18 protein-coding genes are annotated in these 23,636 nt (G+C 62.4%); 7 read left to right on the top strand and 11 right to left on the bottom strand.

The window, feature by feature from the left end:
- The first annotated feature begins 114 nt into the window (after nucleotides 1–114).
- Nucleotides 115–1,629 carry an amidohydrolase gene (locus tag F561_RS0109855; protein WP_019009795.1) on the top strand — a complete coding sequence of 505 codons (1,515 nt, stop codon included), beginning with the start codon at nucleotides 115–117 and terminating at the stop codon, nucleotides 1,627–1,629.
- Between the two features lie 105 nt (nucleotides 1,630–1,734).
- Here F561_RS0109855 and F561_RS0109850 read toward each other — a convergent pair whose 3' ends face one another.
- Together F561_RS0109850 and F561_RS0109845 are read right to left on the bottom strand one after the other, a co-directional pair.
- Nucleotides 1,735–2,469 carry a YebC/PmpR family DNA-binding transcriptional regulator gene (locus F561_RS0109850; RefSeq protein ID WP_019009794.1) on the bottom strand — a complete coding sequence of 245 codons (735 nt, stop codon included), beginning with the start codon at nucleotides 2,467–2,469 and terminating at the stop codon, nucleotides 1,735–1,737.
- 239 nt (nucleotides 2,470–2,708) lie between these two features.
- Complete coding sequence (locus F561_RS0109845) at nucleotides 2,709–3,929, bottom strand: DUF418 domain-containing protein (protein ID WP_019009793.1); 1,221 nt, start codon at nucleotides 3,927–3,929, stop codon at nucleotides 2,709–2,711.
- A gap of 224 nt (nucleotides 3,930–4,153) precedes the next feature.
- On the opposite strand from F561_RS0109845, the gene F561_RS0109840 reads away from it, so the two are divergent.
- Together F561_RS0109840 and F561_RS0109835 are read left to right on the top strand one after the other, a co-directional pair.
- Entirely contained in the window at nucleotides 4,154–4,708 is a 555-nt protein-coding gene (locus F561_RS0109840) for an HD domain-containing protein (RefSeq protein ID WP_019009792.1), read from the top strand.
- A gap of 189 nt (nucleotides 4,709–4,897) precedes the next feature.
- The gene (locus F561_RS0109835; protein ID WP_019009791.1) at nucleotides 4,898–5,299 is read left to right on the top strand and encodes a hypothetical protein; all 402 of its coding nucleotides are present in this window, start codon (nucleotides 4,898–4,900) and stop codon (nucleotides 5,297–5,299) included.
- Nucleotides 5,300–5,378: 79 nt separating this feature from the next.
- Here F561_RS0109835 and F561_RS0109830 read toward each other — a convergent pair whose 3' ends face one another.
- From F561_RS0109830 to F561_RS0109820, 3 genes are read right to left on the bottom strand one after another with little or no spacing between them, the layout of a single operon-like run.
- Nucleotides 5,379–5,837, bottom strand: coding sequence for a response regulator (locus F561_RS0109830; RefSeq protein WP_019009790.1), 459 nt, complete (start codon nucleotides 5,835–5,837; stop codon nucleotides 5,379–5,381).
- Between the two features lie 8 nt (nucleotides 5,838–5,845).
- Entirely contained in the window at nucleotides 5,846–8,233 is a 2,388-nt protein-coding gene (locus tag F561_RS0109825; RefSeq protein WP_019009789.1) for a PAS domain-containing sensor histidine kinase, read from the bottom strand.
- Nucleotides 8,234–8,257: 24 nt separating this feature from the next.
- Nucleotides 8,258–8,944: a response regulator transcription factor gene (locus F561_RS0109820; protein WP_040380358.1), complete on the bottom strand. Its 687-nt coding sequence runs from the start codon at nucleotides 8,942–8,944 to the stop codon at nucleotides 8,258–8,260.
- Nucleotides 8,945–9,404: 460 nt separating this feature from the next.
- Here F561_RS0109820 and F561_RS0109815 point away from each other — a divergent pair, with 460 nt between their 5' ends.
- The 4 genes from F561_RS0109815 (at nucleotide 9,405) to lon (ending at nucleotide 15,855) form a co-directional block, all read left to right on the top strand.
- The gene (locus F561_RS0109815) at nucleotides 9,405–11,114 is read left to right on the top strand and encodes a ribonuclease J (protein ID WP_019009787.1); all 1,710 of its coding nucleotides are present in this window, start codon (nucleotides 9,405–9,407) and stop codon (nucleotides 11,112–11,114) included.
- Nucleotides 11,115–11,396: 282 nt separating this feature from the next.
- Nucleotides 11,397–12,008: an ATP-dependent Clp protease proteolytic subunit gene (gene clpP, locus F561_RS0109810; RefSeq protein ID WP_019009786.1), complete on the top strand. Its 612-nt coding sequence runs from the start codon at nucleotides 11,397–11,399 to the stop codon at nucleotides 12,006–12,008.
- Nucleotides 12,005–13,237 (top strand): ATP-dependent Clp protease ATP-binding subunit ClpX, encoded by a 1,233-nt coding sequence (gene clpX / locus F561_RS0109805; RefSeq protein ID WP_019009785.1) that lies wholly within the window; start codon nucleotides 12,005–12,007, stop codon nucleotides 13,235–13,237. The genes clpP and clpX overlap by 4 nt, the downstream gene beginning before the upstream one ends.
- A 188-nt stretch (nucleotides 13,238–13,425) precedes the next feature.
- Entirely contained in the window at nucleotides 13,426–15,855 is a 2,430-nt protein-coding gene (lon, locus tag F561_RS0109800; RefSeq protein ID WP_019009784.1) for an endopeptidase La, read from the top strand.
- 85 nt (nucleotides 15,856–15,940) lie between these two features.
- On the opposite strand, the gene F561_RS0109795 is transcribed toward lon, so the two are convergent.
- The 6 genes from F561_RS0109795 to pgeF form a co-directional block, all read right to left on the bottom strand.
- Nucleotides 15,941–17,230, bottom strand: a complete 1,290-nt coding sequence (locus tag F561_RS0109795) for a hypothetical protein (protein WP_019009783.1) — start codon at nucleotides 17,228–17,230, stop codon at nucleotides 15,941–15,943.
- Complete coding sequence (locus F561_RS27180; RefSeq protein WP_019009782.1) at nucleotides 17,227–17,877, bottom strand: ABC transporter ATP-binding protein; 651 nt, start codon at nucleotides 17,875–17,877, stop codon at nucleotides 17,227–17,229. The genes F561_RS0109795 and F561_RS27180 overlap by 4 nt, the downstream gene beginning before the upstream one ends.
- 201 nt (nucleotides 17,878–18,078) lie before the next feature.
- The gene (locus F561_RS0109785; RefSeq protein WP_019009781.1) at nucleotides 18,079–19,362 is read right to left on the bottom strand and encodes a type IV pilus twitching motility protein PilT; all 1,284 of its coding nucleotides are present in this window, start codon (nucleotides 19,360–19,362) and stop codon (nucleotides 18,079–18,081) included.
- Nucleotides 19,363–19,408: 46 nt separating this feature from the next.
- The gene (locus F561_RS0109780) at nucleotides 19,409–22,078 is read right to left on the bottom strand and encodes an ATPase, T2SS/T4P/T4SS family (RefSeq protein WP_026298771.1); all 2,670 of its coding nucleotides are present in this window, start codon (nucleotides 22,076–22,078) and stop codon (nucleotides 19,409–19,411) included.
- 141 nt (nucleotides 22,079–22,219) lie between these two features.
- On the bottom strand, nucleotides 22,220–22,771 hold the full coding sequence (locus F561_RS0109775; protein WP_019009779.1) for a YqeG family HAD IIIA-type phosphatase: 552 nt from the start codon (nucleotides 22,769–22,771) through the stop codon (nucleotides 22,220–22,222).
- Nucleotides 22,759–23,550 (bottom strand): peptidoglycan editing factor PgeF, encoded by a 792-nt coding sequence (gene pgeF / locus F561_RS0109770; protein ID WP_019009778.1) that lies wholly within the window; start codon nucleotides 23,548–23,550, stop codon nucleotides 22,759–22,761. The genes F561_RS0109775 and pgeF overlap by 13 nt, the downstream gene beginning before the upstream one ends.
- Nucleotides 23,551–23,636 lie beyond the last annotated feature (86 nt).

Here is a 23,636-nt window from a genome sequence, read left to right as displayed (position 1 = left end):
TGCCGCACTGTGAGAACAAGTGACCGTAAATGCAGTGTTTTCCATTCCCGCATACAGGAACGACCTGGGGCCAATACCCGGACAGCCCCCGCGCCGCTGCTCTAGGCTGAGGCCATGACTCCGCCGCTGCATCTTCTGTTGGCCCGTACCCTCACGCTCGATCCTGCCCAGCCCGAAGTCGGGGCTGTGTTGGTGGGGGGCGGGCGCATTCTGGCCGCCGGGTCTGCCGAAGAACTGGGCGCACTCGCTCCCCGCGCCCAGCGCCACGATCACCGTGACCTGCTGCTGACGCCTGGGCTGGCCGACGCGCATATTCATTTGGTCGGCTACGGCTTTTCTCTGTCGCAAGTCGGGCTGCACGGCGCACGCAGCGTCACGGAAGTGCAGGCACGGGTGGCGCAGCGGGCCATGAACACACCCCACGGCACCTGGATTCGCGGCGGCGGCTTCCTGATGAGCGAACTGGGCCTCACCGAATACCCCAGTGCCGCGCTGCTGGACGAGGTCAGCCCGCACCACCCGGTCTTGCTGTATTCCCGCGACCTGCATCTGGCGTGGGCCAATTCGCTGGCGCTCCGTCTGGCCGGAATTTCAGACGCCACCCCCGATCCGGCGGGCGGAAAAATCGTGCGGCCCCTCGGTACATTGCTGGAGAGTGCCACCGATCTGGTCGTCGGCGCGATTCCGGCTCCCAGTGAGGCGCAGTATCTGGCTGCTGCAAAGGCCGGGGCAGATGACCTCGCGGCACGCGGTTACGTCAGCGCCCACACGATGGCCTACGAAGCGCCCGAGGCTCCCCGCGCCCTGCAAACCCTCGCTTCCCGCGCAGAGTTGCCGCTGCGGGTCTGGGCCAGCCTGCCGCACGAGCGCCTGCATCTGGCCCGTGAACTGGGCCTCGGCCTCGGCGTGGCTCCGCAGGGACCGGGCGGGCTGTTTCAGTGGGGCGGCGTCAAGTTTTTTGCCGATGGCGCACTGGGAAGCCGCACCGCCTGGCTACACGCGCCGGGGTTTGCCGATGGCAGCGGCACAGGCATCGCGCTGGATTCGCCCGAACTGATCCGCGAACTGGGCGCACAGGCCATTGCGCTGGGCCTCACGCCCGTCACGCACGCCATCGGAGACCGGGCCAATACCGAGGTGCTGGACGCCTACGACCATCTGCGAGAGGCCGCCGCCGCCCGTGGAATTCGCCTCAGAATCGAGCATGCCCAGCATCTGCGGCCCGCCGATGTGCCCCGGTTTGCCGGACTGACGGCCAGCGTGCAGCCCATGCACCTACAGGGCGACGGCGCGATGATTCGCCAGTTGTTGCCGCATCTGGAGGCAGAAACGTACGCCTTCCGCGCTCTGCGGGATGCCGGAGCAGTGCTGGCCTTCGGCAGTGACGCCCCCGTGACTCCGCCCGATTACCGCGCCAATTTTGCCGCCGCCGTCAGCCGCGTGGACGACGAAGGTGGCCGGGTGGCCCCGCACGAGGCCCTGACCGAACTGGACGTGCTGCACGCCCACACACGCGGCCCCGCCCTGGCCGCAGGCTGGGAAGATGAAGGCATCATCCGCCCCGGCGCACGGGCCGCCTTTACGCTGTGGGACAGGCTGGGCGGAAATGCGCGGGCATTGGTGCTGTAAAACCGTGAGTGGTCAGTGGTGAGTGGGAAAAGATAAGGGCGTGGCCTGCAACGATATTCGGTGTGCAGGCCACGCTTTTTCTACTTACCACTCACCACTTCCCACTTACTGCTCTTCTTCCTCCGGCATATCCGCGTTGGAATACACGTTCTGCACGTCGTCCAAATCTTCCAGAGCTTCCATCAGCACCATCAGTTTGCGGGCGTCGTCGCCCTCTACGGCCACCGTGTTGCTGGGAATCATGGTGATCTGGGCGCTTTCCACGGCGAATCCGGCGGCGGTCAGGCCGTCCTGCACGGCGTAGAGGTCGGCGGGGGCGGCGGTGATCTCCAGGCCGTCCTCACTTTCCAGAAAGTCTTCCGCGCCGTGTTCGATGGCGGCTTCCTGCGCGGCTTCCGAGGCGTCGGCCACCAGCAGCACGCCTTTTTTCTCGAACTGCCAGGCCACGCTGCCGCTGTTGCCCATGCTGCCGCCCTTCTTGCTGAACACGCTGCGAACCTCGGCCACCGTGCGGTTCACGTTGTCGGTCAGGGCCTCGATAAAGATGGCTGTTCCGCCGGGGCCGTAGCCCTCATAGCTGACTTCCTTGTACTCCGCTGCACCTTCGCCCGCGCCCAAGGCCCGCTTGATGGCGCTGTCGATGTTGTCCACCGGAACCGTATCGGCCTTGGCCGCCGCGATGCAGTTTTTGAGGCTGAGGTTGCCCGCCGGGTCGCCGCTGCCACCCGAACGCACCGCCGCCGTGATAGCCCGCAGGTGCTTGCTGATAATGGCCGAACGCCGCTTGTCGTTGGCTCCCTTCTTGCGCTTGATTTGCGACCATTTGCTGTGACCGGCCATGTTTTTGTGTCTCCTTGAGTTCGGCGCTTCCCTTGCGTTGGAAGGCGCACAACGTTTTTTATTCTAAAGCAGCGGAGAAGAAAGGCCCGGTTGCGTTGGTCCATCAACGCTGTGTGTGAACCCCCCAGTCGGCTTCGCCGCCAGCCCCCCTTGAGGGGAGCGCAAAAGAGCTGTTGTCCTCCCCTCTCCTGCGGAGCTTTTCAAGTCTAAGGGGGGGCGTTGCACAGCAACGGGGGGGTTCACCTTCCAACTTCACCTGACTTCTTGCCCGGACGCACGCCGTACACCAGCGCCCGCACCAGCCGTTCCAGCGGCCCCGTGCCCCAGCGCCGCAAGATCCACGCACTGACCGGCAACTGGGCCAGCCCCACCACCAGTGCCAACGCCACTGCCGATGCCGCGCCCCACTTTCCAAACTGTGCGCCTGCATAGGGATAAAACACGGCAGTCATGATCAGGCTCTGGGCAATGTAGTTGCTCATGGCGACGCGCCCGCTGGCGGCAAAGGCCAGCCAACGGCCCAGTTGGTCACGGGCGGCCAGCGTGCCCAGCACTCCCACGTACCCCAGTGCCAGCGCCAGCCCGCCGCCCATCCGCACCGGAATTGCCAGCAGGCCCGAAGCGTAGTCGCCCCGCGTGTTCAGCCACGCCAGCAGCACCCCCAGCGGCAGGCCGAGGCTCCAGCCCCACCCCGTCAGGCGGCGCAGCAGGGGCAGGTGTTCGTGTGGGCGGGTCAGCAGGCCCGTGCGCCACGCGGCGGCCCCCAGGCAGAACAGGGCCAGCAGCCAGGGCGCGTTGTAGATGCTGCCGCCGATCAGGTTGGAGCTGAAATCGCTGGCCCGGTCGCTGACCACGCTGCCGTAATCCGAACTCAGTTGGGGCAGACCCGCGAAGCGCCCAAACTGCGTTTCGGAGAGGCTGGCCTGAACGCTGGCCCACACTCCATCTGCCAGCCACCACGCGCCCATTCCTCCTGCCAGGAGCACCAGCAGAGGAGCCGTCATCTGGATGGTCAGCAGCAAGAACACGCCCAGCAACGCGTAATTGGCAATGATGTCGCCGTGCCAGACGAAGATGAAATGCAGGCTGCCCACCGCCAGCAGCACCGCGTGACGCAGCAAAAATGTGCCCACCCCCTGCCGTGCCAGCAGCCCTGCCGCGCCCCAGCCGAACAGCATGGCAAACAGGCTGATCGAACGCCCATTGGCGAAAATATCGGTGAGTACCTGCACGGCGCGGTCTAGGCCGCCCTGGGTCCAGACCCGGAACCCGGCAAAGTCCTGCACGTTCACGATCAGGATGCCCAGGAGGGCCAGACCACGCAGGACATCGGGCAGAGGAGACCGCTGACGGACCGGGCCGCGTTCGGGCGGGGCTTCCTGTTCCAGTGGTAAGCCTTCCGGCGGCGTTGGTGGCAGTTCGTCAGGCTGGAAATCAGGCTGGGGCGGCAGCGCGGTCATGGAAGCAGGCTAGAGCATAGGGTCGGAACCATGAAAAAGGTCGGTCACAAAGCCTGCCTTCAGAAAGGCCCGCAAGAGCCATAAAAAAATCCGCCTTCTGGCGGCGGTGAACTGAACTTGATTGAGAAAAGTATAGCCCGGTATGCAGGGATAGTCAAGTTATGCAGGTGAGTTCTTTGCGCTGCTGCACGCTGACCCGTCGTCGTTGCCCGCTAAACTGAACCATGAACCGCGAACAGGCCTACGCCCTGATGCAAGAACACACGCCCTCCGAATCTTTGCGGCGGCACATGCTGAACGTGGAAGCGGCCATGCGCTGGTATGCGCGTCACTGGAACGAAGACGAAGACCTGTACGCCGTGACGGGCCTGCTGCACGACTTCGATTACGAACTGCGCCCAGAAACCCATCCGCAGTGGGGCGTGGAGTTCCTGAGAACCAAGACCGATACGCCCGAAGCTGTGCTGGACGCCATCATGGGGCACGCCGCCTATACCCACACGCCGCGTACCTCGCTCCTGTCCCGCACCTTGTTTGCCGTAGACGAGCTGACAGGATTGGTGCAGGCCGCAGCGTTGGTGCGCCCTGACCGGGATGTGCGGGGCGTGGAACTGTCCAGCCTCAAAAAGCGTTTCAAGAACCGGGCTTTTGCCAGTGGTGTGAACCGTGACGAGGTGGTGCAGGGAGCAGAGGAACTGGGCGTAGAACTCGACCAGCACATGCAAAACGTACTGAGCGCGATGCAGGCCACCGCACAGGCGGAGGCCGCCGCCGACTGAAGGCCTCTGGTCAATCTGACGGCTGCGTGATCCTACCTTCAGGTTGGCGAAACGCCACTTAAAGGCGAGCTTGGGCAACATCTCAGGGTTTTTTTTGCAATACAGGGCACACTCTGGTCATTCCTCTTGCCTCAAGGCAGAGAACATTCCCACTGCCCTGCTTAGGCGCGGCTGACCTAGGAGAACCCCATGAACAAGACCCTGTTGACGCTCGCCCTGCTGTTTGCCGCCCCCACCGCCCTCGCCACTGCTCCTTCCTCCAGCTACATTCAGGTACAGGACACCAGCACCGACAGCACCGATGGAACCGCCGAGCAGGCAGGCGAGGCTGTAGACAACGCTGCTGCCGCCACTGGTGAGGCCGTAGACAACGCGGTAGACGCAACCGGCGAAGCTGTAGACGATGCCGGTGCAGCCGTGGACAATGCAGTAGACCCCAACGGTGACGGCGTCGTGGATGCCAACAACAACGGCACCGCCGATACCCGCGAGTTCCCCTGGGGTCTGCTCGGGCTGCTCGGCCTGTTCGGCCTGCTGGGCCGCAACCGCCCCGCAACCGTGACCACCACCACGGACCGCCGCCCCGTCTAAGCCTGACACCCCCAAAAGCGTTCCCCCAGCTTCTTCGGCTGGGGGATCGTCGTTGTTGGAGTTGGCCTGCTGAGAACGCTCAGGCACGGGGCGGAAAGCGGACGAAGGTCATCCAGAAATCCTCGAAAGCGCGAATGGCCGTCAAAAAGTTGTCGAAGCCGACAGGTTTGATGACGTACCCGCTCGCATGGCGGGCATAGGAAGTGCGGACGTCGTCCTCGGCCTGACTTGTCGTGAGCATGACCACCGGAATGCTGCCCAGCAGGGGATCGGACTTGATCTCGGTCAGCACCTCCAAGCCGTTTTTGCGTGGCATGTTGATGTCCAGCAAAATCACGTCGGGACGCGGAGCGTTGGCATGAATTCCCTCGCGGCGCAAAAAATTCAGAGCGTCCACGCCGTCGCGGGCCACATGCAGGCGGTTGGGTACGCGGGCATCGGCAAAGGCTTCCTGGGTCAACAGGATATCTGGCTCGCTGTCCTCGACAAGCAAAATTTCTATGGTGGCGTGTGTATTCAGTGTATTGGGTATATTCACAGGCTGGCTCACAGGGGCAATGCCGATTGAGGAGAGGCTGGCATGGGAAGGGTGAGGGTCAGAATACTGCCAAATTGGTCAGGCGGGGGTAAGGTGATCCCCAGTGTGCCGCCGTGGTGCTCCACGATTTTGCGGCAGATAGCCAGCCCCATGCCGGTGCCTGGGTAGGCCTCGCGGCGATGCAACCGTTGAAAAATAGCGAAAATTCGTTCGTGATATTCAGGCGTGATGCCTATTCCGTTGTCTCTGACCTCAATGCGCAGCATGTTTCCCTCGGGCCGCGCCGTGACCCTGACCTGCGGCGGAACTCCCTCGCGGTGAAACTTGAGGCCGTTGCCGATCAGATTGGTAAAAAGCTGAACCAGCAGCGAGGAATGTCCCAGTATGGTGCCCGGCGCGTCCCAGTTCAGTTGCCCACCTGTAGACGACAGCGCCCCCTGCACGTTCTGGGCGGCCTCCTGCAACACGGCCTCCAGAGAAACGTGACGCGGTTGGGCATCGGTGCGCCCGATCTGAGCAAAGCTCAACAGTTCGCGGATCAGGCTCTGCATCCGGCTCACTGCTTCCTGCATAAAGCCGAGGTACTGGTCGGCACGCGGGTCAAGCTGGCCCTGATAGCGGCGCGTGAGCAGCTGAGCATAGCTGCCCACCGTCCTCAGCGGCTCCTGTAGGTCGTGGCTCGCCACATACGCAAACTGCTCCAACTCGCGGTTGCTGCGTTCCAGGTCGGCAATGGCGTCTTCCAGGGCGGTGCGGGCCAACTGGCGCTCGGTGATGTCCTGAAACATCAGCACCGCTCCAGTCACGCTTCCGGTTTCATCCTGCGTGGGCGTCACGATATAGGCCACCGGAACCGGCTGCCCCTGTGCGTGCCAGAACACGTCGGCCTCCACACGGCGGGTCTGACCATCCCTGATCGTTTTCAAAATGGGACTGTCGGCGGGATCGTTCGGCGTGCCGTCTGCCTGATGATGGTGGATCAACGCGTGCTGATCGGCCCCGATCAGGCGCTCTATGCCGTAGCCCAGCACACGGGCCGCCGCTGGATTGGCAAACGTATTGCGCCCGCCTGCGTCCAGTCCCAGGATCCCCTCGCCCGCCGCGCCCAGCAGCAGGGTGGTAAAGCGCGTGATCTGCGCCAGCTCGTCGGTGCGCTCCTGCACGCGGGCCTCCAGGGTGGCGTTCAGCTCGCGCAGGCGTGCTTCGGCGGCCCGCACCGCGCTGATGTCCGAACTCGTACCCACCCATTCGCGCACGCTGCCATCCTCGTTTTTCACCGGGATGGCTCGGGCCTGCATGGGCACGTACACGCCGTCTTTGCGCCGCACCCGGTACTCGTTTTCGTACAGACCCTGCCGCCTCAGCGCCTCGCCCCATACCTCTCCCGATGGAGCGATGTCGTCGGGATGAAGGGCATTCATCCAGCCGGTTCCGGCCAGTTCCGCGTCGGTCTGTCCGGTAAATTCCGTCCAGTCGGGCTGAGGCGGGTGCAGCATGCCGTCCGGAGCCGACACCCACACGATCTGAGAGGTGGCCTCTACAAGTGACCGGAAGCGGGCCTCGGTGCCCTGCAACTGCCCCCGCGTGCGCTGGGCAGCGGTGGCGTCACTGAAAATGGTCAGCACGCCGCCCTCCGGTAACCAGGGACTCGGCCCCTGCGGAAGCGCCGTGACGCTCAGCCAGCGCCATTCCTCTGAAGCGCGTTGGGAGGTGGGCGGCGTAAACACGCCCATCGGCACATCACGCAGGATTTGCCCGGTTTCCAGACTGCGAATGCTGGGATGGGTGTTGCCCGGAAACGGCGAGCCATCCGGATGCACCGCCTTCCAGCGTGGGTCGAGCGAATCCCGGCCCGTCAGCTGATCCAGTGTGAGGCCCAGAATTTTTTGCGCTGCATTGTTGGCATGCAAGATCCTGGCCTCCCGATTCTGAACGGTCAGGCCCAGATTCAGGTTGTCCAGCAACTCCAGCGCTCCTTCCAGCGGATCGAGCACTCTGGCCCGCAGGTGAAGCAACACGCCGCCCGGCTGGCCGGAGGAAGGGCCAGCCGGGGAAAGAGTGGCCGTAAACCCCGCCCCCTCCACAGTCAGCGGCAGGGTCAGGGTTTCGCCCGCCTCTGCGCGGGGCAGGGCGTCAGTCAGGGCAGGAATACCGCCCAGCAGCGCAGGCCAGCCTGAATTCTGGGCAGGGGAGCCAGCGTGCTGGGCAGAAGAGAGGGAGTGGAGATGACAGGAAAAGAGCGCCTCAGCCGCAGCATTGGGCAGCACGCCGCCCGAATGGAGCCAGAAGACCGGATCGGGCAGGGCAGCCAGCAGCGCCCCGGCGGGCAGGCCAGACCAGGCCTGTGGGGGGGAGGCCGCTTGGCCCTCTTCCAGTTTGGCCTGGTCTGATGTCATCTGGCCGCTCTCATTGCAGGAGATTCAGCCGCGCAGGGCGTACCCGACGCCGCGCACGGTTCTCAGCAGGCCGTATCCGTCGAGGTCGCGCAGCTTGGCCCGCAGGTTCGCCATATGCACGTCCACCACGTTGCTGCCTTCGGGGAGGCGGCCCTGCCAGATTTCCTGACCGATTTCATGGCGCGAGTACACGCGGCCCGGCTGACGGATCAGCAGCGCCAGAATGTCAAACTCCTTGGGAGACAGGCGCAGTTCTTCGGCTTTGTAGGTCACCAGACGCTTCTGGGGGTCGAGGGTCAGGTCGCCCATGCTCAGGCTCTCGCTGGTGCGCTGGCGCAGTTGCACCTTCACGCGGGCCAGCAGTTCGTCGGGATGGAACGGCTTGATCAGGTAATCGTCGGCTCCCAGCCCCAGCAGCCGCACCTTTTCGTCCACGGTATCGCGGGCCGTCAGCACGATGATCGGCACGGCGCTGTTCTTCCGGAGGCGCTGAACCACGTCTCCACCGTCGAAATCGGGCAGGCCCAGATCCAGCAAGATCAGATCCGGGTGATCTTCCCGTGCGCGAATCAGGCCGTTCATGGCCGAGTCCGCGTGGTCAACCGCGTAACCTGCGTCAGTTAAGTCCATTCGCAGGACATTTGCAATGTCGAGGTCGTCCTCGACCACCAGAATCCGTTGTGCGCTCACCCCCCCATGATACGACTTCATGAACTTATATTCATGCGAGGTATGACTATTGATGGGAAATGGGGCTTTTGTCACATTAAAGTAGATATGACGGCTGCGTCTGGGGCGTCAGACTTGAAATCAAGAGGCGTTATTTATTCGGTCTGTCAAGACCCTCAAATCTCTTAAAAAACTCATTTTCGTAACGCTCTCCTGGTTTTCATTAAAGGAGCTGCACTATGGATATGGAGCCGCTGCAAGGAACCGGTAGGGAAGGCGGCACCCCCGGCGGCCATGTGCTAGGTTGAGGGAACCGCGTTCTGGTCTGTTGTTGTGACCGAGCGACACAATTTGCAAGCCCAATGCGTCAACACTGCTGAGTTCACACTGCTGCACCGAGCTGCAAGATCAATACCGCCGCAACATTAGGGCCGCGCCTCATGCGCCGCTGCACCATTCATAACAAGGCTCAAACTTTCTTTTGAGACCACTTGGAGTCCACATGAACACCACAGACACCGACCCGTCTACAGGGGCCGTACCGACCTCGCTTACGCCAGCCGTGCCCGCCTCCGAGCCGGGCCACCTCGACGTGATTCCGCTGGGCGGCATGGGCGAGATCGGCAAGAATATCTTCGCTTACCGCTACGGCGACGAAATCATGGTCGTTGACGGCGGTCTGGCCTTTCCCGATTCGCACCAGATGGGCATTGACCTGATCATTCCGCGCATCGACTACCTCCAGCAAAACGCCCACATGATCAAGGGCTGGATTCTGACGCACGGCCACGAAGACCACATCGGCGGCCTGCCCTATATCCTGCCCCGCCTGCCCCGCGTGCCCGTGTACGGCGGCGGCCTGACGATGGGCCTGCTCCGTGAAAAGCTGTCGGAATTTGGGATCAAGGATGCCGATACCGACCTGCGCGAAGTCGGCATGAACGACAAGGTTCAGATCGGCACGCACTTTCACGTCGAGTTTATTCGCATGACCCATTCCATTCCCGACAATGCCGGGTACATCCTGACCACGCCCGTGGGCCGCGTGCTGCACACCGGGGATTTCAAGCTGGACGAACATCCCACCGACGGCCTGCTCAGCGACCTGCCGCGCATCGAGCAGGCGGGCAAAGACGGCGTGCTGCTGCTGATCAGCGACTCCACCAACGCCGAGCGTCAGGGCCGCACCACCTCGGAGGCCGACGTGTCCCGCGCCCTCGAAGAAGTGATCGCCGGGTGCAAGGGCCGCGTGTTCCTGACCACCTTCGCCTCACAGGTCCACCGCATTCAGAACATCCTGAACATGGCCCACCGCCAGAGCCGCCGCGTGGTTATGGAAGGCCGCTCCATGCTGAAATACGCGCAGGTCGCGCAGACGTTGGGCTACATGACGGCCCCCGATCCCTTCCTGACCAGCGAGGAAGTGGGCGGCCTGCAAGACCAGCAGGTGCTGTTCGTGTGCACCGGGTCGCAGGGCCAGCCCATGAGCGTGCTGTCTCGCCTCGCCTTCGGCACGCACGCCAAGATTGCGCTGCGGCGCGGCGACAGCGTGATTCTGAGCAGCAACCCGATTCCCGGCAACGAAGAGGCCGTAAACCTCGTGATCAACCGACTCTATGAAATCGGCGTGGACGTGTATTACCCGCCCAACCACAAGGTGCACGCCTCGGGTCACGGCAGTCAGGAAGAACTGGCGCAGGTGCTCAACCTCGCCCGCCCCAAATACTTCCTGCCCTGGCACGGCGAACCCCGCCACCAGATCAACCACGCCCGCCTGGCCCAGACCCTGCCGCGCCCGCCCAAACGCACCTTGATCGCCAAAAACGGTGACGTGGTGCGCCTCGGCCCAGACGAATTCAAGGTCAGTGGAACCGTGCCCGCCGGAGCGGTGTATGTGGACGGCCTCGGCGTGGGCGACATTGGCGACGACGTGCTTCTGGACCGCGTGAACATGAGTCAGGAAGGCATTCTGATCATGACGGCGGTGCTGCATCCCGTGCCACACGTCGAAATCGTGTCACGCGGCTTTGTGCGGGCCAACCGCGAACTCGACAACCAGATTCGCCGCGTGGCGTTGGAAGCAGTGGAACAGGGCGTACGCGAGAAAAAACGCCTCGAAGACGTGCGCGACGATATGTACGGCGCAGTCCGGCGCTTCGTGCGGAAGGTGACAGGGCGCAATCCCGTGCTCATTCCGATGATCGTGGACTGAGGGCGACAGCTTAAATAGATCAATAAAACAGGGATGTAGCAGGGGGTCTAAGGAAGGGCGGATGCGCCTTTGCTTAGGCCCTCTGGCTTATGCTTTGTGGCCTATCACAGCAATACCGTTTCCCTTTCCCGCCGCCCACAAACTCCTCACAGAATGCTGTCCTAATACCTTCGGCCAGCCTATCCAAAGCTGTACTTCACACCCCTGCCCCCAACAGACCACCGGATACCTTCTGTCTTAACCCTCATTTTGGCTACGTTCCTGCGGGCAACCCGTGCGATAATGCGCCGCATGAGCGTGATTCCGTATGTGATTGAACAGACCGGGCGGGGCGAGCGGAGTTACGACATTTACTCCCGTTTGCTCAAAGACCGGATTATCTTCGTGGGCACTCCCATCGAGTCGCAGATGGCGAATTCCATCGTGGCACAGCTCCTGTTGCTCGATTCGCAAAACCCGGAGCAGGAGATTCAGATGTACATCAACTGCCCCGGCGGTGAGGTGTACGCGGGTCTGGCGATCTACGACACCATGCGGTACATCAAGGCTCCCGTGTCCACCATCTGCGTGGGCATCGCCATGAGCATGGGCAGCGTGCTGCTGATGGGCGGCGATAAGGGCAAGCGCATGGCCCTGCCCAACAGCCGCATCATGATTCATCAGGGATCGGCGGGCTTCCGGGGCAACACCCCCGATCTGGAAGTGCAGGCCAAGGAAGTGCTGCACCTGCGAGACAAATTGGTCAGCATCTACCACCGCCACACCGATCTTCCCCATGAAAAGCTGATGCGTGACATGGAGCGCGACTACTTCATGTCGCCCGAAGAAGCCCTGAAATACGGCCTGATCGACACCGTGATCGAGCAGACACGGCAGATTGGAGAATCGCAATGACCGGACGCACAGGCAATACTTCTGGCACCACCAGCGGCGACCGTTGCTCTTTTTGTGGGCGGCAGCATCCTCAGATCGCGCAACTGATCGAGGCACCGGGCCGCGCCGCTTTCATCTGCAACGAGTGCACCGAGCGGGCGCACGAACTCGTCAAGCAGAACAAGAAGGGCGGCAGCGAGTTCAGCCTCGACGAACTCCCCACCCCCCGCGAAATCAAGGCTTACCTCGATGAATTCGTGATCGGGCAGGAAGAGGCCAAAAAAGCCCTTGCGGTGGCCGTGGTCAGCCATTATCAGCGCCTCGCACACCCCGACGTGAACCTGCAAAAAAGCAACATTTTGCTGATCGGCCCCACTGGGACGGGTAAAACGCTGCTGGCCCAGAGCCTGGCCGAGATGCTGGAAGTGCCCTTTGCCATTGCCGACGCCACCACCCTCACCGAAGCCGGATACGTGGGCGACGATGTGGAAAACGTGATCGTGCGCCTGCTTCAGGCCGCCGAATACGATGTGGCTTCTGCCGAGCGCGGCATCATCTATATCGATGAAATCGACAAGATTGCCCGCAAGAGCGAGGGCACCAGCATCACCCGCGACGTGTCGGGCGAGGGCGTGCAACAGGCCCTCCTCAAGATCATCGAGGGCACCATCGCGCAGGTGCCGCCGCAGGGTGGCCGCAAGCACCCGCAGCAGGAACTTGTGCAGGTCAACACCAAAAACATCCTGTTTATCGTGGGCGGAGCCTTCGAGAGCATGGCCGACATCGCCCGCAGCCGAACCAACGTGCGGGCCGTGGGCTTCGGCGCAGAGCACAAGGGCGAAGAAACCCAGGAACTGCGCTTCCTGCCCGAAGATTTGGTGAAGTTCGGCCTCATTCCCGAATTCGTGGGCCGCCTGCCGCTGGTGGTGCAGCTTCAGGACCTCGACGAGGAAGCGCTGATCCGCATTCTGACCGAGCCTCAGGGCGCCATCGTGCAGCAGTATCAGGCCCTGTTCGGTTTTCAGGACGTGGACCTGAGCTTTACCGAAGCCGCCCTGCGCGAAGTGGCCCACCGTGCCAAGGAGCGCAAGACCGGAGCGCGTGGACTGCGTGCCGTGCTGGAAAAAGCCATGACCGACCTGCTGTTCGAGTTACCCACCGACGGCCTGACCGATCTGCGGTTCGATGCCACACACATTGACGACCCCATGACTTTGCTTGAGTCTAAGGGACTCAAGAAGTCTGCCTAAACGCAATAGAGATTACAGCGCCGCCTCGCCCATGCCCGTATTCTTCGGGACATCGTGGGCGGGGTGTTCTGTGTTCTCCGGCACTGGTATGGTTCCGGTCAGACTCCCCGCGTTAGACTCTTCCCCTCTCGACCCCCGGCCCAACATCCGGACTGGTTTCCAAAGAGGCCGGTTTTCAAGGAGTAAGTATGATCTGGGAACTTCCCGTCGTTGCACTGAGAAACATCGTGATCCTGCCTGGCGTCACCATGAACGTGGATGTGGGCCGTCCCAAGAGCAAGCGTGCCGTAGACGAGGCTCAGGCTTCTGACCGCCGCGTGCTGCTGCTGACCCAGCGCGAAGCCCGCACCGACGACCCCACCCGCGCCGAGCTGTATGACATGGGCGTGCTGGCCGTGGTCAAACAAGTCGTGCGGATGCCCGACAATACCTATCAGGTTCTGGTCGAGGCGCAGGAACGCGCCCTGGTAACGGGTGAAGTGTCTTCCGCCTATATGCGCGTGCGGGCCGAAACCCAGGTGGTGGCCGCCGATGACAGCCGTGAAGTGCAGGTCATCATGAGCGAGGTCAAGTCGGCGTTTGAGGAATATCAGCGCCAGAACAAGAACCTGCGCCTGGACAACTACCAGCTTGAAGGTCTGAAGGCCCTGACCGACGCCGGAGCCTTGGCCGATCAGGTGGCCCACCACGCCACCTGGACGCCCGAAGAGAAGCAGGAAGTCCTGGGAGCCACCGCCGTTCGCCCGCGCCTGGAGGCCGTTCTGAAGTTCCTCGGACGCGACACCGAGCGCTTCAACATGGACAAGAAGATCGCGGGCCGCGTAAAAGAGCAGATGGACGCCAATCAGCGCGAGTACTACCTGCGCGAGCAGATGAAGGCCATCGGCAAGGAACTGGGCGGCGGCGAGGACAGCCCCGCTGAGGTCGAAGCTCTGCGCGAGAAGATCGAAGCGGCGGGCATGCCCGAATCGGTGAAAGACAAGGCTTTGAAGGAACTGCTGAGGCTGGAGCGCACGCCCGGTGGCAGCCCCGAAAGCACCGTGGTTCGCAACTACATCGACTGGCTGATCGATGTGCCGTGGAGCAAGCGCGACGAAGAAATTCTGGACATCGCCCGCACCCGCGACATCCTGGACGCCGATCACTACGCACTGGGCGACGTGAAAGACCGCATTCTGGAATTCCTCGCTGTGCGCCAGCTGACGCACAAGCCCGGAGAAACCGTCGAGCAGCAGCAGGAGCGCACCGCTGAGGAGCGTATCGACGACGCCGAACTGCGTGCACCCATCCTGTGCCTCGTGGGGCCTCCCGGCGTGGGCAAAACCAGCCTCGGCAAAAGCGTGGCCCGCAGCCTGAACCGTAAATTTGTGCGGATGGCCCTCGGCGGCGTGCGCGATGAAGCCGAGATTCGCGGCCACCGCCGCACCTACATCGGCTCCATGCCCGGACGCATCATTCAGGGCATGAAGACGGCGGGCGTGGCAAACCCCGTGATCCTGCTCGACGAAATTGACAAGATGAGCAGCGACTGGCGCGGCGATCCCAGCAGCGCGATGCTGGAAGTGCTCGACCCCGAGCAGAACCACACCTTCCAGGATCACTACCTCGAAGTGCCCTACGACCTGTCGCAGGTGATGTTCATCACCACGGCCAACAGCCTGCAGACCATTCCGCGCCCGCTGCTGGACCGCATGGAAGTCATTCAGATTCCCGGCTACACCCAGCCCGAGAAGGTGCAGATTGCCAAGCGCTACCGCGTGCCCCGTCAGATCAAATCGCACGGCCTCACAGACCATCTGGAAATCACTGACGCGGCCCTGAACCGGATCGTGGAGGAATACACCGCCGAAAGCGGCGTGCGAAACCTCGACCGTCAGATCAGCAAGTTGGCCCGTAAAGCGGCCCGCACCCTGCTGGAGCAGCCGTGGGAAGGCCTGCGCGTGATAGACGCTGCCGACATTCCCGACTACCTGGGTGTGCCCCTGCACCGCCCCGACAAGATGGAAAAAGAGCCGCAGGTGGGCGTGGCGCAGGGTCTCGCGTGGACGAGCGTGGGCGGCACGATGTTGGTTGTTGAAGCGCTGGCGACCCCCGGCAGCGGCAAGATCACCATGACCGGTTCTCTGGGCGACGTGATGAAGGAAAGCGTGAGCGCGGCAGTGGCCTACCTGCGTGCCCATGCCACCGACTACGGCGCAGACCCCGAATTCCACAAGAAGATGGACTTGCACGTGCATTTCCCCGACGGAGCCACCCCCAAAGATGGCCCCAGTGCCGGGATCACGATTTCTACCGCCGTCATCAGTGCCATCACGGGCCGCCCCGTGCGCCTAGATGTCGCCATGACCGGAGAAATCAGCTTGCGCGGGCGGGTGCTGCCCATCGGCGGCCTGAAGGAAAAACTGCTGGCCGCCCACCAGAGCGGAATCCGTGAAGTGATCGTGCCCAAGGACAACGAGCCGAACCTTCAGGATGTGCCCGACAGCATCCGCGCCGACCTGCGGATTCATACCGTGGAGCGCGTAGGCGAGGTGCTGGAGCTGTTGCTGCTGCCTGCGCCTGTGCAGCCCACCATTCCCCCCACGCAGGGCCAGAGCGCGACCCAACCCGGCGCATAAGCTGAGGCTGGAAGAGAGCAGTAAAACTCAGTACAAAGAAGTGTCCTGCCCGAAAGATGGGTGGGGCATTTCTTTTATTGATTAGCTACTTCCGAAACACGATGAGTACGGCCAGCAGCAGCACAGGTAAGGTCAGCCACGCCACCCCAAAAGAGATGCACAGATAAGTGACGATGCCGGGCAACATGGCCGCGCCCAGCCGAGCTTGTGCCACCTGATCGGGCAGCATAAATCCACTGGTTTCCAGCCACTCGGAGACGGCCAGCACTACCCACGGGGCCAGCGCAGCCACCACTGTCAGCAGCGGCGAAGTCTGCATCAGCAGGGCATTTGCCCCACCGCTGACCAACGCCAGAACACTGAGCGGCACGGCGGCGGGCAGGATTCGCGCCCACCGTTGGGCAACGGCAGTGATGGGCAATCCTGCGGGCGGGTTGGGGCCAAGTAGCGGCAGCATCAGCATCAGCAGAAAGCCGCTGAAGACCGGGCCACCCGGAAAGGAGACAGGGGAAAGCAGCGGCAACAGCGCGGGGCCAAGCAGGAGGGCGGGCAGAAGCAAGCGGGCATGGGTGAAGACATGCAGAGTGGAACGCCAAGTGGAAGCCGCAAACACGCCGGAACCGCGCAGGACAGGCCGAAAGCGGGCATGGGTGGGGGGCAAGTCTGGATGCTGCGTGGGCGCGGGCAATCCCAGTTTTTTTGCGCCCCGGTACAATCCCTCGAATTGCATGTGCAGGCGAGGGCGGGGATGAATCGCCACTTGCCAGAGCCTCAGCCAAGGGCGGTAGGCGGCCCAGATTCCTGCAATTGCCAACGGCAAAACCAAGGGGGCAAAAAACGTACCGAGTAAGGGCAAAACAGCCAGCCACAACGCAAGGGCACGGGCCGGTGCATCGTGCGCCAGCCGTGCGTTTGTACTCAACGCCCGAATCATTGCTGCGGCGGCGAAAGCAGCTGGAAGCGTGAGCGCCTGCCAAATCAAAAGTGGAAACAGCAACGCGATCAACAAGCCAGAGCAAATGCCCCAAGCCAGCGGCCCCAGCATGCTTCTGAGCAGCGGCCACTGTACTGCTTGAATTTGCGGCAATGGCGTTTGCAGCAGCAGATTATCGGTGGTGTGTAGCCACACGGGTTGGCGACGTACCAAAGCCGCAGCCAGCCACAGCGCACTGACGCTCACTCCCAGACTCCAACCGGGCAGGGTGAACGACGCAGAGAAATACGCTTCTCGCAACCCAGCCAAAGCAATTGCGCCAATGCCGAGCCAGTACAGCAGCAGCAAAGGCAACCCCGCCGCCTTCCAGTCCTGCCACAGGCGGGCGGCTCCACGCGAAAAAGTCTGTTGGCGCAGAGAGTGCAACGGATTGATGGTCATGCTTGCGCTGGGTGCAGTGTCAGTGTCCCGCCGTCGCCCAATTCCAGCACGGTGGGCCGAAGTGCGGCCAATTCGTCGCCGTGTGCGGTGGCAAGCACCAGCCCCCCAGCATCGCGGCGGCCTTCTATGGCCCTCAGCAGCACGGCCTTCGAAGTCCGGTCTAGCGTGCCAAACGGTTCGTCCAGCAGCGTAATTGGGCGGGCAAGGCCAAACGCTGCCACCAACGCCACCTTTTGCCGGGTGCCGCGAGACAGCACACTGGGCCAAGCGTTCAACCAAGGCGTCAGGGCAAATTGAACAGCTAAATTCATCAGCGGTTCGGCGGGCATTTCCCACGCGGCAGCCATGAACCGCAGGTATTCATGCACCTGCAAGTCTTCGGGTAAATAGACATCGGTAGGTACGTACACGCACGCTTGGCGGGCCTGAATAGAGCTGGGCACGCCACCGCCTACAGTAAGCTTACCCGTGATTGGCAATTCGCCCACCAGAGCGCGGAGGAACGTCGTTTTGCCTGACCCGTTCGCGCCCTGTAAATGAACGATCTGCGAGCCGCCAAGGGACAGATTCAGACGCTGCAAGAGGCGAACGTTTTGCAGATTAACCGCACAATCCTTCATTTCAATAGAAACAGGCTGGCTTTTCATCTGAGTTGAATGTTGGGCTGACGATTCGAACTTTATTCATCGAGGGATGTCCTGTCAGGCTGAATATGTTTGGCAGAGTCAATTTTTTGCAGGTCATTTAGATTCATAACAATAAAGTGCCTTCGTCGTCAGAGACAATTTCTGACCGAAGGCACAGTAACAGATTTGAAGGAGTGGGAGGGGTGAAGTTAGCTTGCTGTCCTACCCCCGGCCAAATGGAGAGCGCCCGGTATTGGGCAGGGTGGTACTGGTCGTGCGGGTGTCGGTGCCGCCGCGTCCCGCATCTTCCCGGCCAGCGCCGTAACCGCCCTGTGCCGCGCCACCTGCGGGTTTGCCGTAGCCGCTCGCTGCCCCGGCTGAGCCGCCGCTGCTGGCTGGGGGGCCAAGATTGGCTGCCGCGCCGAGACTGGTGGTGGTGTCGTTGGCAAGGCGGGCAAACTCCTTGGGATCAATGGAACGCTCCAGGCCGATGTCGTACGAGATGATGCGGCGGCGGTACAGGTTGGCAAGGTAAGCGTCCATCGTGACCATGCCTTCCCGCGCCCCGGTTTGCATGGTCGACACGATCTGGAAGGTTTTGCCCTCACGGATCAGCGAACGCACAGCGGGGTTTGCCAGCAGGAGTTCGTAGGCCAGTACGCGGCCCCCGCCGTCTGCGCGGGGCAGAAGCTGTTGGGTCATCACGGCCACGAGGTTGTTGGCGAGCTGTACCCGAATCTGTGCCTGCTGCTCTTCGGGGAACACGTCCACGATTCGGTCGATGGATTCCGGTGCAGAGTTGGTGTGCAGGGTTCCCATCACCAGGTGTCCGGTTTCGGCGGCGGTGACGGCGGCCTTGATGGTTTCGTAGTCTCGCATTTCGCCCACCAGAATCACGTCGGGGGCCTGACGCAGGGCGGCGCGGAGGGCATCGTTAAAGCTCATGGTGTCCGAGCCAACCTCGCGCTGATTGATGATGCTCTGCTTGTGCGTATGCATGAACTCGATCGGGTCTTCGATGGTCACGATATGCAGCTTGCGGGTCGTGTTGATGTAGTCGATCATGGCGGCCAGCGTGGTGCTTTTGCCCGATCCGGTCGGCCCTGTGATCAGTACCAGTCCACGCGGCGCAGTGGCGATGTCCACGATGTTCTGGGGCAATCCCATTTCCTGTGCGCTCTTGATCTGGGTCGGAATCAGTCGCAGCACGCCGCCCACGTTGCCGCGCTGCATAAAGGCGTTCACGCGGAAGCGGGCCTTGTCGCCCAGCGCAAAGCTGAAATCCAGTTCGCGCCGTTCTTCAAAGGTGCGCTGCTGGCGTTCGTTCATCATCGAATACATCAGTTTGCGGGTGTCGGTGGGTGCCAGTTCGGGCATGCCGTGACTGTCGTACACGCCGTGCATCTTCAGTTGCGGCGGCAATCCCACCGTCAGAATCACGTCGGACGCGCCCTTCTCGGTGGCGAGGCGCAGAATATCGGTAATGTCTACAGGAGCCTGAGTCATGGGGAAACCTCGTGGAGAAAGCAGGAAGGGGAGAGGGGAGGTCGGTTCAGTTGCTCGTGACGGCCAGCACTTCTTCCAGGGTGGTGATGCCCCTCAGGGCTTTTTCGATTCCGTCTTGACGCATGGTTCGCATACCGCTTTCGTTCATCGCCACTTCGCGCAGTTCCACGGCGGGTTTGCCGCTTCCGATGGCGGTTCTGAGGGCGTCGTCCAGCACCATCAATTCGTGCAATCCAGTTCGGCCCTTGTAACCAGTGCCGCCGCAGCGTGGGCAACCCGCACCGCGCACCAGCGAGCCGCCGCGAACATCGCGTTCGGCAATTCCGAGGCGGCGCAGAACTTCCGGGTCGGCGTTGGTGGGGGCTTTGCAGTCGGGGCACACCTTGCGGACCAGCCGTTGCCCCAGTACTCCAATCAGCGACGCACCGATGTTGAAGCCTTCCACGCCCATCTCGTCCAGACGGGTCACGGCTCCGGGCGCGTCGTTGGTGTGCAGGGTCGCCAGCACCATATGGCCCGTGAGGGCAGCTTCTACGGCAATTTTGGCGGTCTCGCTGTCCCGGATTTCCCCCACGAAAATAATGTCGGGATCCTGGCGAAGGAAGGCCCGCAGCGCCCGCGCAAAGGTCATGCCCGCCACCGGGTTCACCTGAGACTGCACGATGCCCGGAATTTCGTATTCCACCGGGTCTTCAATGGTGGTCGTGTTCTTTTCGGGACGGGCGATGCGCTTCAGAGTAGAAAAGCTGGTGAACGATTTGCCCGAACCCGTCGGCCCGGTCACCAGAAAGATGCCGTAAGGTTTTTCGATCAGATCCAGAAAGCGCGGGAAGTTGTAGTCCGAAAAGCCCAGATTTTCGACTTCGGGAATGTTGGCGGCCTTCTGCAGGAGGCGCATCACGGCTTTCTCGCCGTACACGGTGGGCAGAGTGGACAGTCGCAAGTCGATGTCGATGCTGCCCTTCTTGAACCGAACACGTCCGTCTTGCGGAATGCGGCGCTCGGAAATATCGAGGTTGCCCATGATCTTGATTCGGGCCAGGATGCTCTGGGCACTGCCTTTGGGAAGCTCGTTTTGCTCGCGCAACACGCCGTCCACGCGGTAACGGATACGGAGTGCCGTTTCAGTGGGTTCGATGTGGATATCGCTGGCTTCCTGCAGGGCCGCCTCGCGGATCAGGTTGTCCACCACGCGTACCACGGCGTTGTCGTCCAGACCCACCGACAGATCCATTTCCTCTTGTTTTTTGCTGTCGCGCTTGCTGGACAGGTTCGCCAGTTCCTGATTCAGGTTCGCCATGTCCTTGTTGCCGAAATAGCGCTCGATCAGACGAATGATGTCTTTTTCGGCCATGACCGCCGGAATGATGTCGCGCCCGGTGATCAGTTTCAGATCGTCGAGGGCGAACACGTTGCGGGGGTCTTTCATGGCGACGACCAGCGACTCGCTCTGGAGGCGTACCGGCACCACACCGTAGCGGCGGGCCGTGCCTTCGGGGATCATCAGGGCCACCTTGGAATCGGGCGGATTCTGAACCGGATCAAGGAATTCGTAGCCGAGCTGCGCGGCCAGCGAGCGGGCCAGCATTTCCGGCGATAGCTTGCCCGACTGCACCAGCGTGTCTTCGAGCCTGCCGCCCCCCGCGTTTTGCTTTTGCAGGGCAGTGTCGATCTCGTCGGCTCCGGCAAAGCCCAGTTCCATAATCACTTCGCCCAGCGGCTTGACCTTGCCCTCGCGGGCCTGCACATGCAGCGCCTCACGCAACTGTGCCCGCGACAGGGTGCCCTGCTGCACCATCTGTTCGCCCAGACGGCCCCGCTGTGGATAGAACCTCTCGATCAGCGTTTCCACGTCTTTGGGCTTGGCCAAAATCAGCTGAACGGTGCGGCCCACCAGCGCCTCGATATCTTCACGCTTGCGCGGATCGCTGGTGACCACCGTCACGCTCTGCTCAGATTCATCCACTGGTACGGCGTTCAGGCGCAGTGCATCGGCCCGGAGCATACTGCCCAACACGTCCTCGGTGGGCTGAAAATCACGGGGATTTTGCAGGTATACCGTGCCAGTCTGCTCGGCCAGCGATTCGTACAGCTGGTCTTCAGTAATGATCTGCTGGGCAATCAGGGTGCCCCCCAACGCCTCACCCGTCTGTTGCTGCACGTCCAGCGCCACCTGTAACTGCGCGTCGTTGATCAGGCCGCGTCCCATCAGGCGTTGGCCCAACATGCCGCCGCTGCTGTCGCTGACCTCCAGAGGCTCGGCGGGCGTGATACCCAGTTCGGGATAATGGGTCGCCATGGCCCACATGATCTGGTCGCGCAGGGCCTGATACGGCTCGATCATCAGGCCGCTGTCGTCTTCCAGGGCTTCTAGGGCCATGCTGGACAATGGATCGACCAGAGCCACACGCAGGGTGCTGCCGTCGATGGCAAACGGGAATGCCTGAGAGGTCAGCGCGGTTTGCGCCCGCACCGATTTCAGGGCCGCATCTTCTGGCGTGACCACCAACAGATTCACCAGCGGAATACCTAGGGCTTCTTCGATGGCCCGCGCAATGCGTTTTTCGCCCACCAGTCCGGTGTCGATCAGAATATCGGCCAGACGGCCCCCGATTTCGGCATGCCGCACCAGAGCGCGTTGCAGGTCGGAGTCGTTGACATACCCCTGTTCGAGCAAGATTGCGCCTAAGCGCCGGTCACCAATAGAAAGAGCCACAATTAATCCTCCAGTGAGGGATAAAGGTCGAATTGAGAAGCAGAGGCCCAGATCGGCAGGGTGTCGGGAAATGGGTTGGGCAGCAATGCACAGGCGGAGCAAAGTAGGGTCGGAACAGGGGAGACCGGGGTGGGGGCATGGTCAGGCCTTCCAGTCGTGCCCGTAGCGTTTGAGTACCGCCCGTTCCAGGGTGCGGGCCATGCGGGTATGAGGCAAGGAGTTGCCCGCCAACGGATGAACCAGAATGGTGTGCATCCCGTTGAGGTTGCCGCCCAGCACATCGGTAAACAGCTGGTCGCCCACCATGCCCACCTGATGCGCGGGCAACTGCATCTGGGCCAGGGCCACACGGTAGGCGCGGGGGTGGGGTTTTCCGGCCATGCCCACGCCCTCTGCGCCCTCAAATCCCAGTTTTTCCATCCAGAAGCGGGCGCGTTTGCCCGTGGCATTGCTCAGCATGTACAGCCGAATGCCGCTGCGCCGCAGGCTCGCTGCCCACGCCATCACGTCGGCACGTTCCTCGTAGCTGCCGTAGGGAATCATGGTGTTGTCGAGGTCCAGCAGCAGGCCGTGTAGCCCGCGTTCGGCCAGAAATTCGGGGGTGATGTCGTGGATGTGCGGCAACACGTCGCGGGGCCGCAGCAGACTGCGCCGCAAGAAGGAGGGGCGAGGTGAGCCGCTCATGCGGGCCATCCCTGCGCGGAAGAAGAGGCCAACTCTGCGGGCAGGCCAATCACGGCCCACATCCGCCCGGTGCGCCCCGAGTCTCGCCGGTAAGAATAGAAGTCGTCTTCGGTGCTGCACCGCCCGCTGACCCAGATGTGTTCGGGGTCCAGGCCCGCCGCCAGCAGTCCGGCGCGGTTGGCCTGTGCCAGATCCAGATGAACGCTGCCGGGGGCGACAGGCAACACGGCTTCTGCCATGCCCGCCGCCCGGAACTGTTGGGCCACATCCCCGCTCACCTCATACCGTGCGCCGCAGATGCCGGGGCCAATGGCGGCCTTAATGTTGCCCGCCGCCGCGCCCAGCCGGATCATGGCCTCTACGGTGCGTGCCCCGATCTGGCCCAGTGTGCCCTTCCAGCCCGCGTGGGCCGCGCCGATCACTCCGGCATCTTCATCGGCCAGGAGGAGGGGGTAGCAATCCGCCGTGCCAATCGCCAGCAGCAGCCCCGGCGTGCGCGACACCAGCGCATCGGCAGTTTGCACGCCTGCGCTCCGGGCTTCCAGTACGTCTAGCCCGTGAATCTGGTTCAGGCGGGCCACCTGTTCTGCCCCAAACCCCAGCGCCTCGGTGACACGGCGGCGGTTCTCGGCCACGTCTGCCGGACTGTCTTCGCGGTCATCCAGATTAAGACCCGCACCATCCTGGGCGGCAAATACTCCTGCCGATACGCCCCCCCGCCGCGTGGTAAACGCGTGTGGAACGCCCAGCACCGGAGAACGCAACAACATCAGACCCGTAGTATTCATGACCACCTCTCACGGAATTCTGACGGGTTTACCCCCGTTGGGGGTGAAGGTTGGGGGTGAGAAGGAGGGTGGATCGTAGAACGTGG

Source organism: Deinococcus aquatilis DSM 23025 (assembly GCF_000378445.1).
GTDB classification, from domain to species: Bacteria; Deinococcota; Deinococci; order Deinococcales; family Deinococcaceae; genus Deinococcus; species Deinococcus aquatilis.
The sequence above is the reverse complement of the archived record's forward strand: the minus strand, read 5'-3'. Positions and strand labels throughout refer to the sequence as shown.

What these genes read in the sequence shown, in the direction of transcription:
- F561_RS0109785 (WP_019009781.1), bottom strand. Translation starts at nt 19,362, where the DNA reads ATGACTCAGGCTCCTGTAGACATTACCGATATTCTGCGCCTCGCCACC.
- F561_RS0109845 (WP_019009793.1), bottom strand. Translation starts at nt 3,929, where the DNA reads ATGACCGCGCTGCCGCCCCAGCCTGATTTCCAGCCTGACGAACTGCCA.
- F561_RS0109815 (WP_019009787.1), top strand. Translation starts at nt 9,405, where the DNA reads ATGAACACCACAGACACCGACCCGTCTACAGGGGCCGTACCGACCTCG.
- F561_RS0109825 (WP_019009789.1), bottom strand. Translation starts at nt 8,233, where the DNA reads ATGACATCAGACCAGGCCAAACTGGAAGAGGGCCAAGCGGCCTCCCCC.
- F561_RS0109850 (WP_019009794.1), bottom strand. Translation starts at nt 2,469, where the DNA reads ATGGCCGGTCACAGCAAATGGTCGCAAATCAAGCGCAAGAAGGGAGCC.
- F561_RS27180 (WP_019009782.1), bottom strand. Translation starts at nt 17,877, where the DNA reads ATGAAAAGCCAGCCTGTTTCTATTGAAATGAAGGATTGTGCGGTTAAT.
- clpP (WP_019009786.1), top strand. Translation starts at nt 11,397, where the DNA reads ATGCGCCGCATGAGCGTGATTCCGTATGTGATTGAACAGACCGGGCGG.
- F561_RS0109795 (WP_019009783.1), bottom strand. Translation starts at nt 17,230, where the DNA reads ATGACCATCAATCCGTTGCACTCTCTGCGCCAACAGACTTTTTCGCGT.
- F561_RS0109855 (WP_019009795.1), top strand. Translation starts at nt 115, where the DNA reads ATGACTCCGCCGCTGCATCTTCTGTTGGCCCGTACCCTCACGCTCGAT.
- F561_RS0109835 (WP_019009791.1), top strand. Translation starts at nt 4,898, where the DNA reads ATGAACAAGACCCTGTTGACGCTCGCCCTGCTGTTTGCCGCCCCCACC.
- F561_RS0109820 (WP_040380358.1), bottom strand. Translation starts at nt 8,944, where the DNA reads ATGAAGTCGTATCATGGGGGGGTGAGCGCACAACGGATTCTGGTGGTC.
- lon (WP_019009784.1), top strand. Translation starts at nt 13,426, where the DNA reads ATGATCTGGGAACTTCCCGTCGTTGCACTGAGAAACATCGTGATCCTG.
- pgeF (WP_019009778.1), bottom strand. Translation starts at nt 23,550, where the DNA reads ATGAATACTACGGGTCTGATGTTGTTGCGTTCTCCGGTGCTGGGCGTT.
- clpX (WP_019009785.1), top strand. Translation starts at nt 12,005, where the DNA reads ATGACCGGACGCACAGGCAATACTTCTGGCACCACCAGCGGCGACCGT.
- F561_RS0109840 (WP_019009792.1), top strand. Translation starts at nt 4,154, where the DNA reads ATGAACCGCGAACAGGCCTACGCCCTGATGCAAGAACACACGCCCTCC.
- F561_RS0109775 (WP_019009779.1), bottom strand. Translation starts at nt 22,771, where the DNA reads ATGGCCCGCATGAGCGGCTCACCTCGCCCCTCCTTCTTGCGGCGCAGT.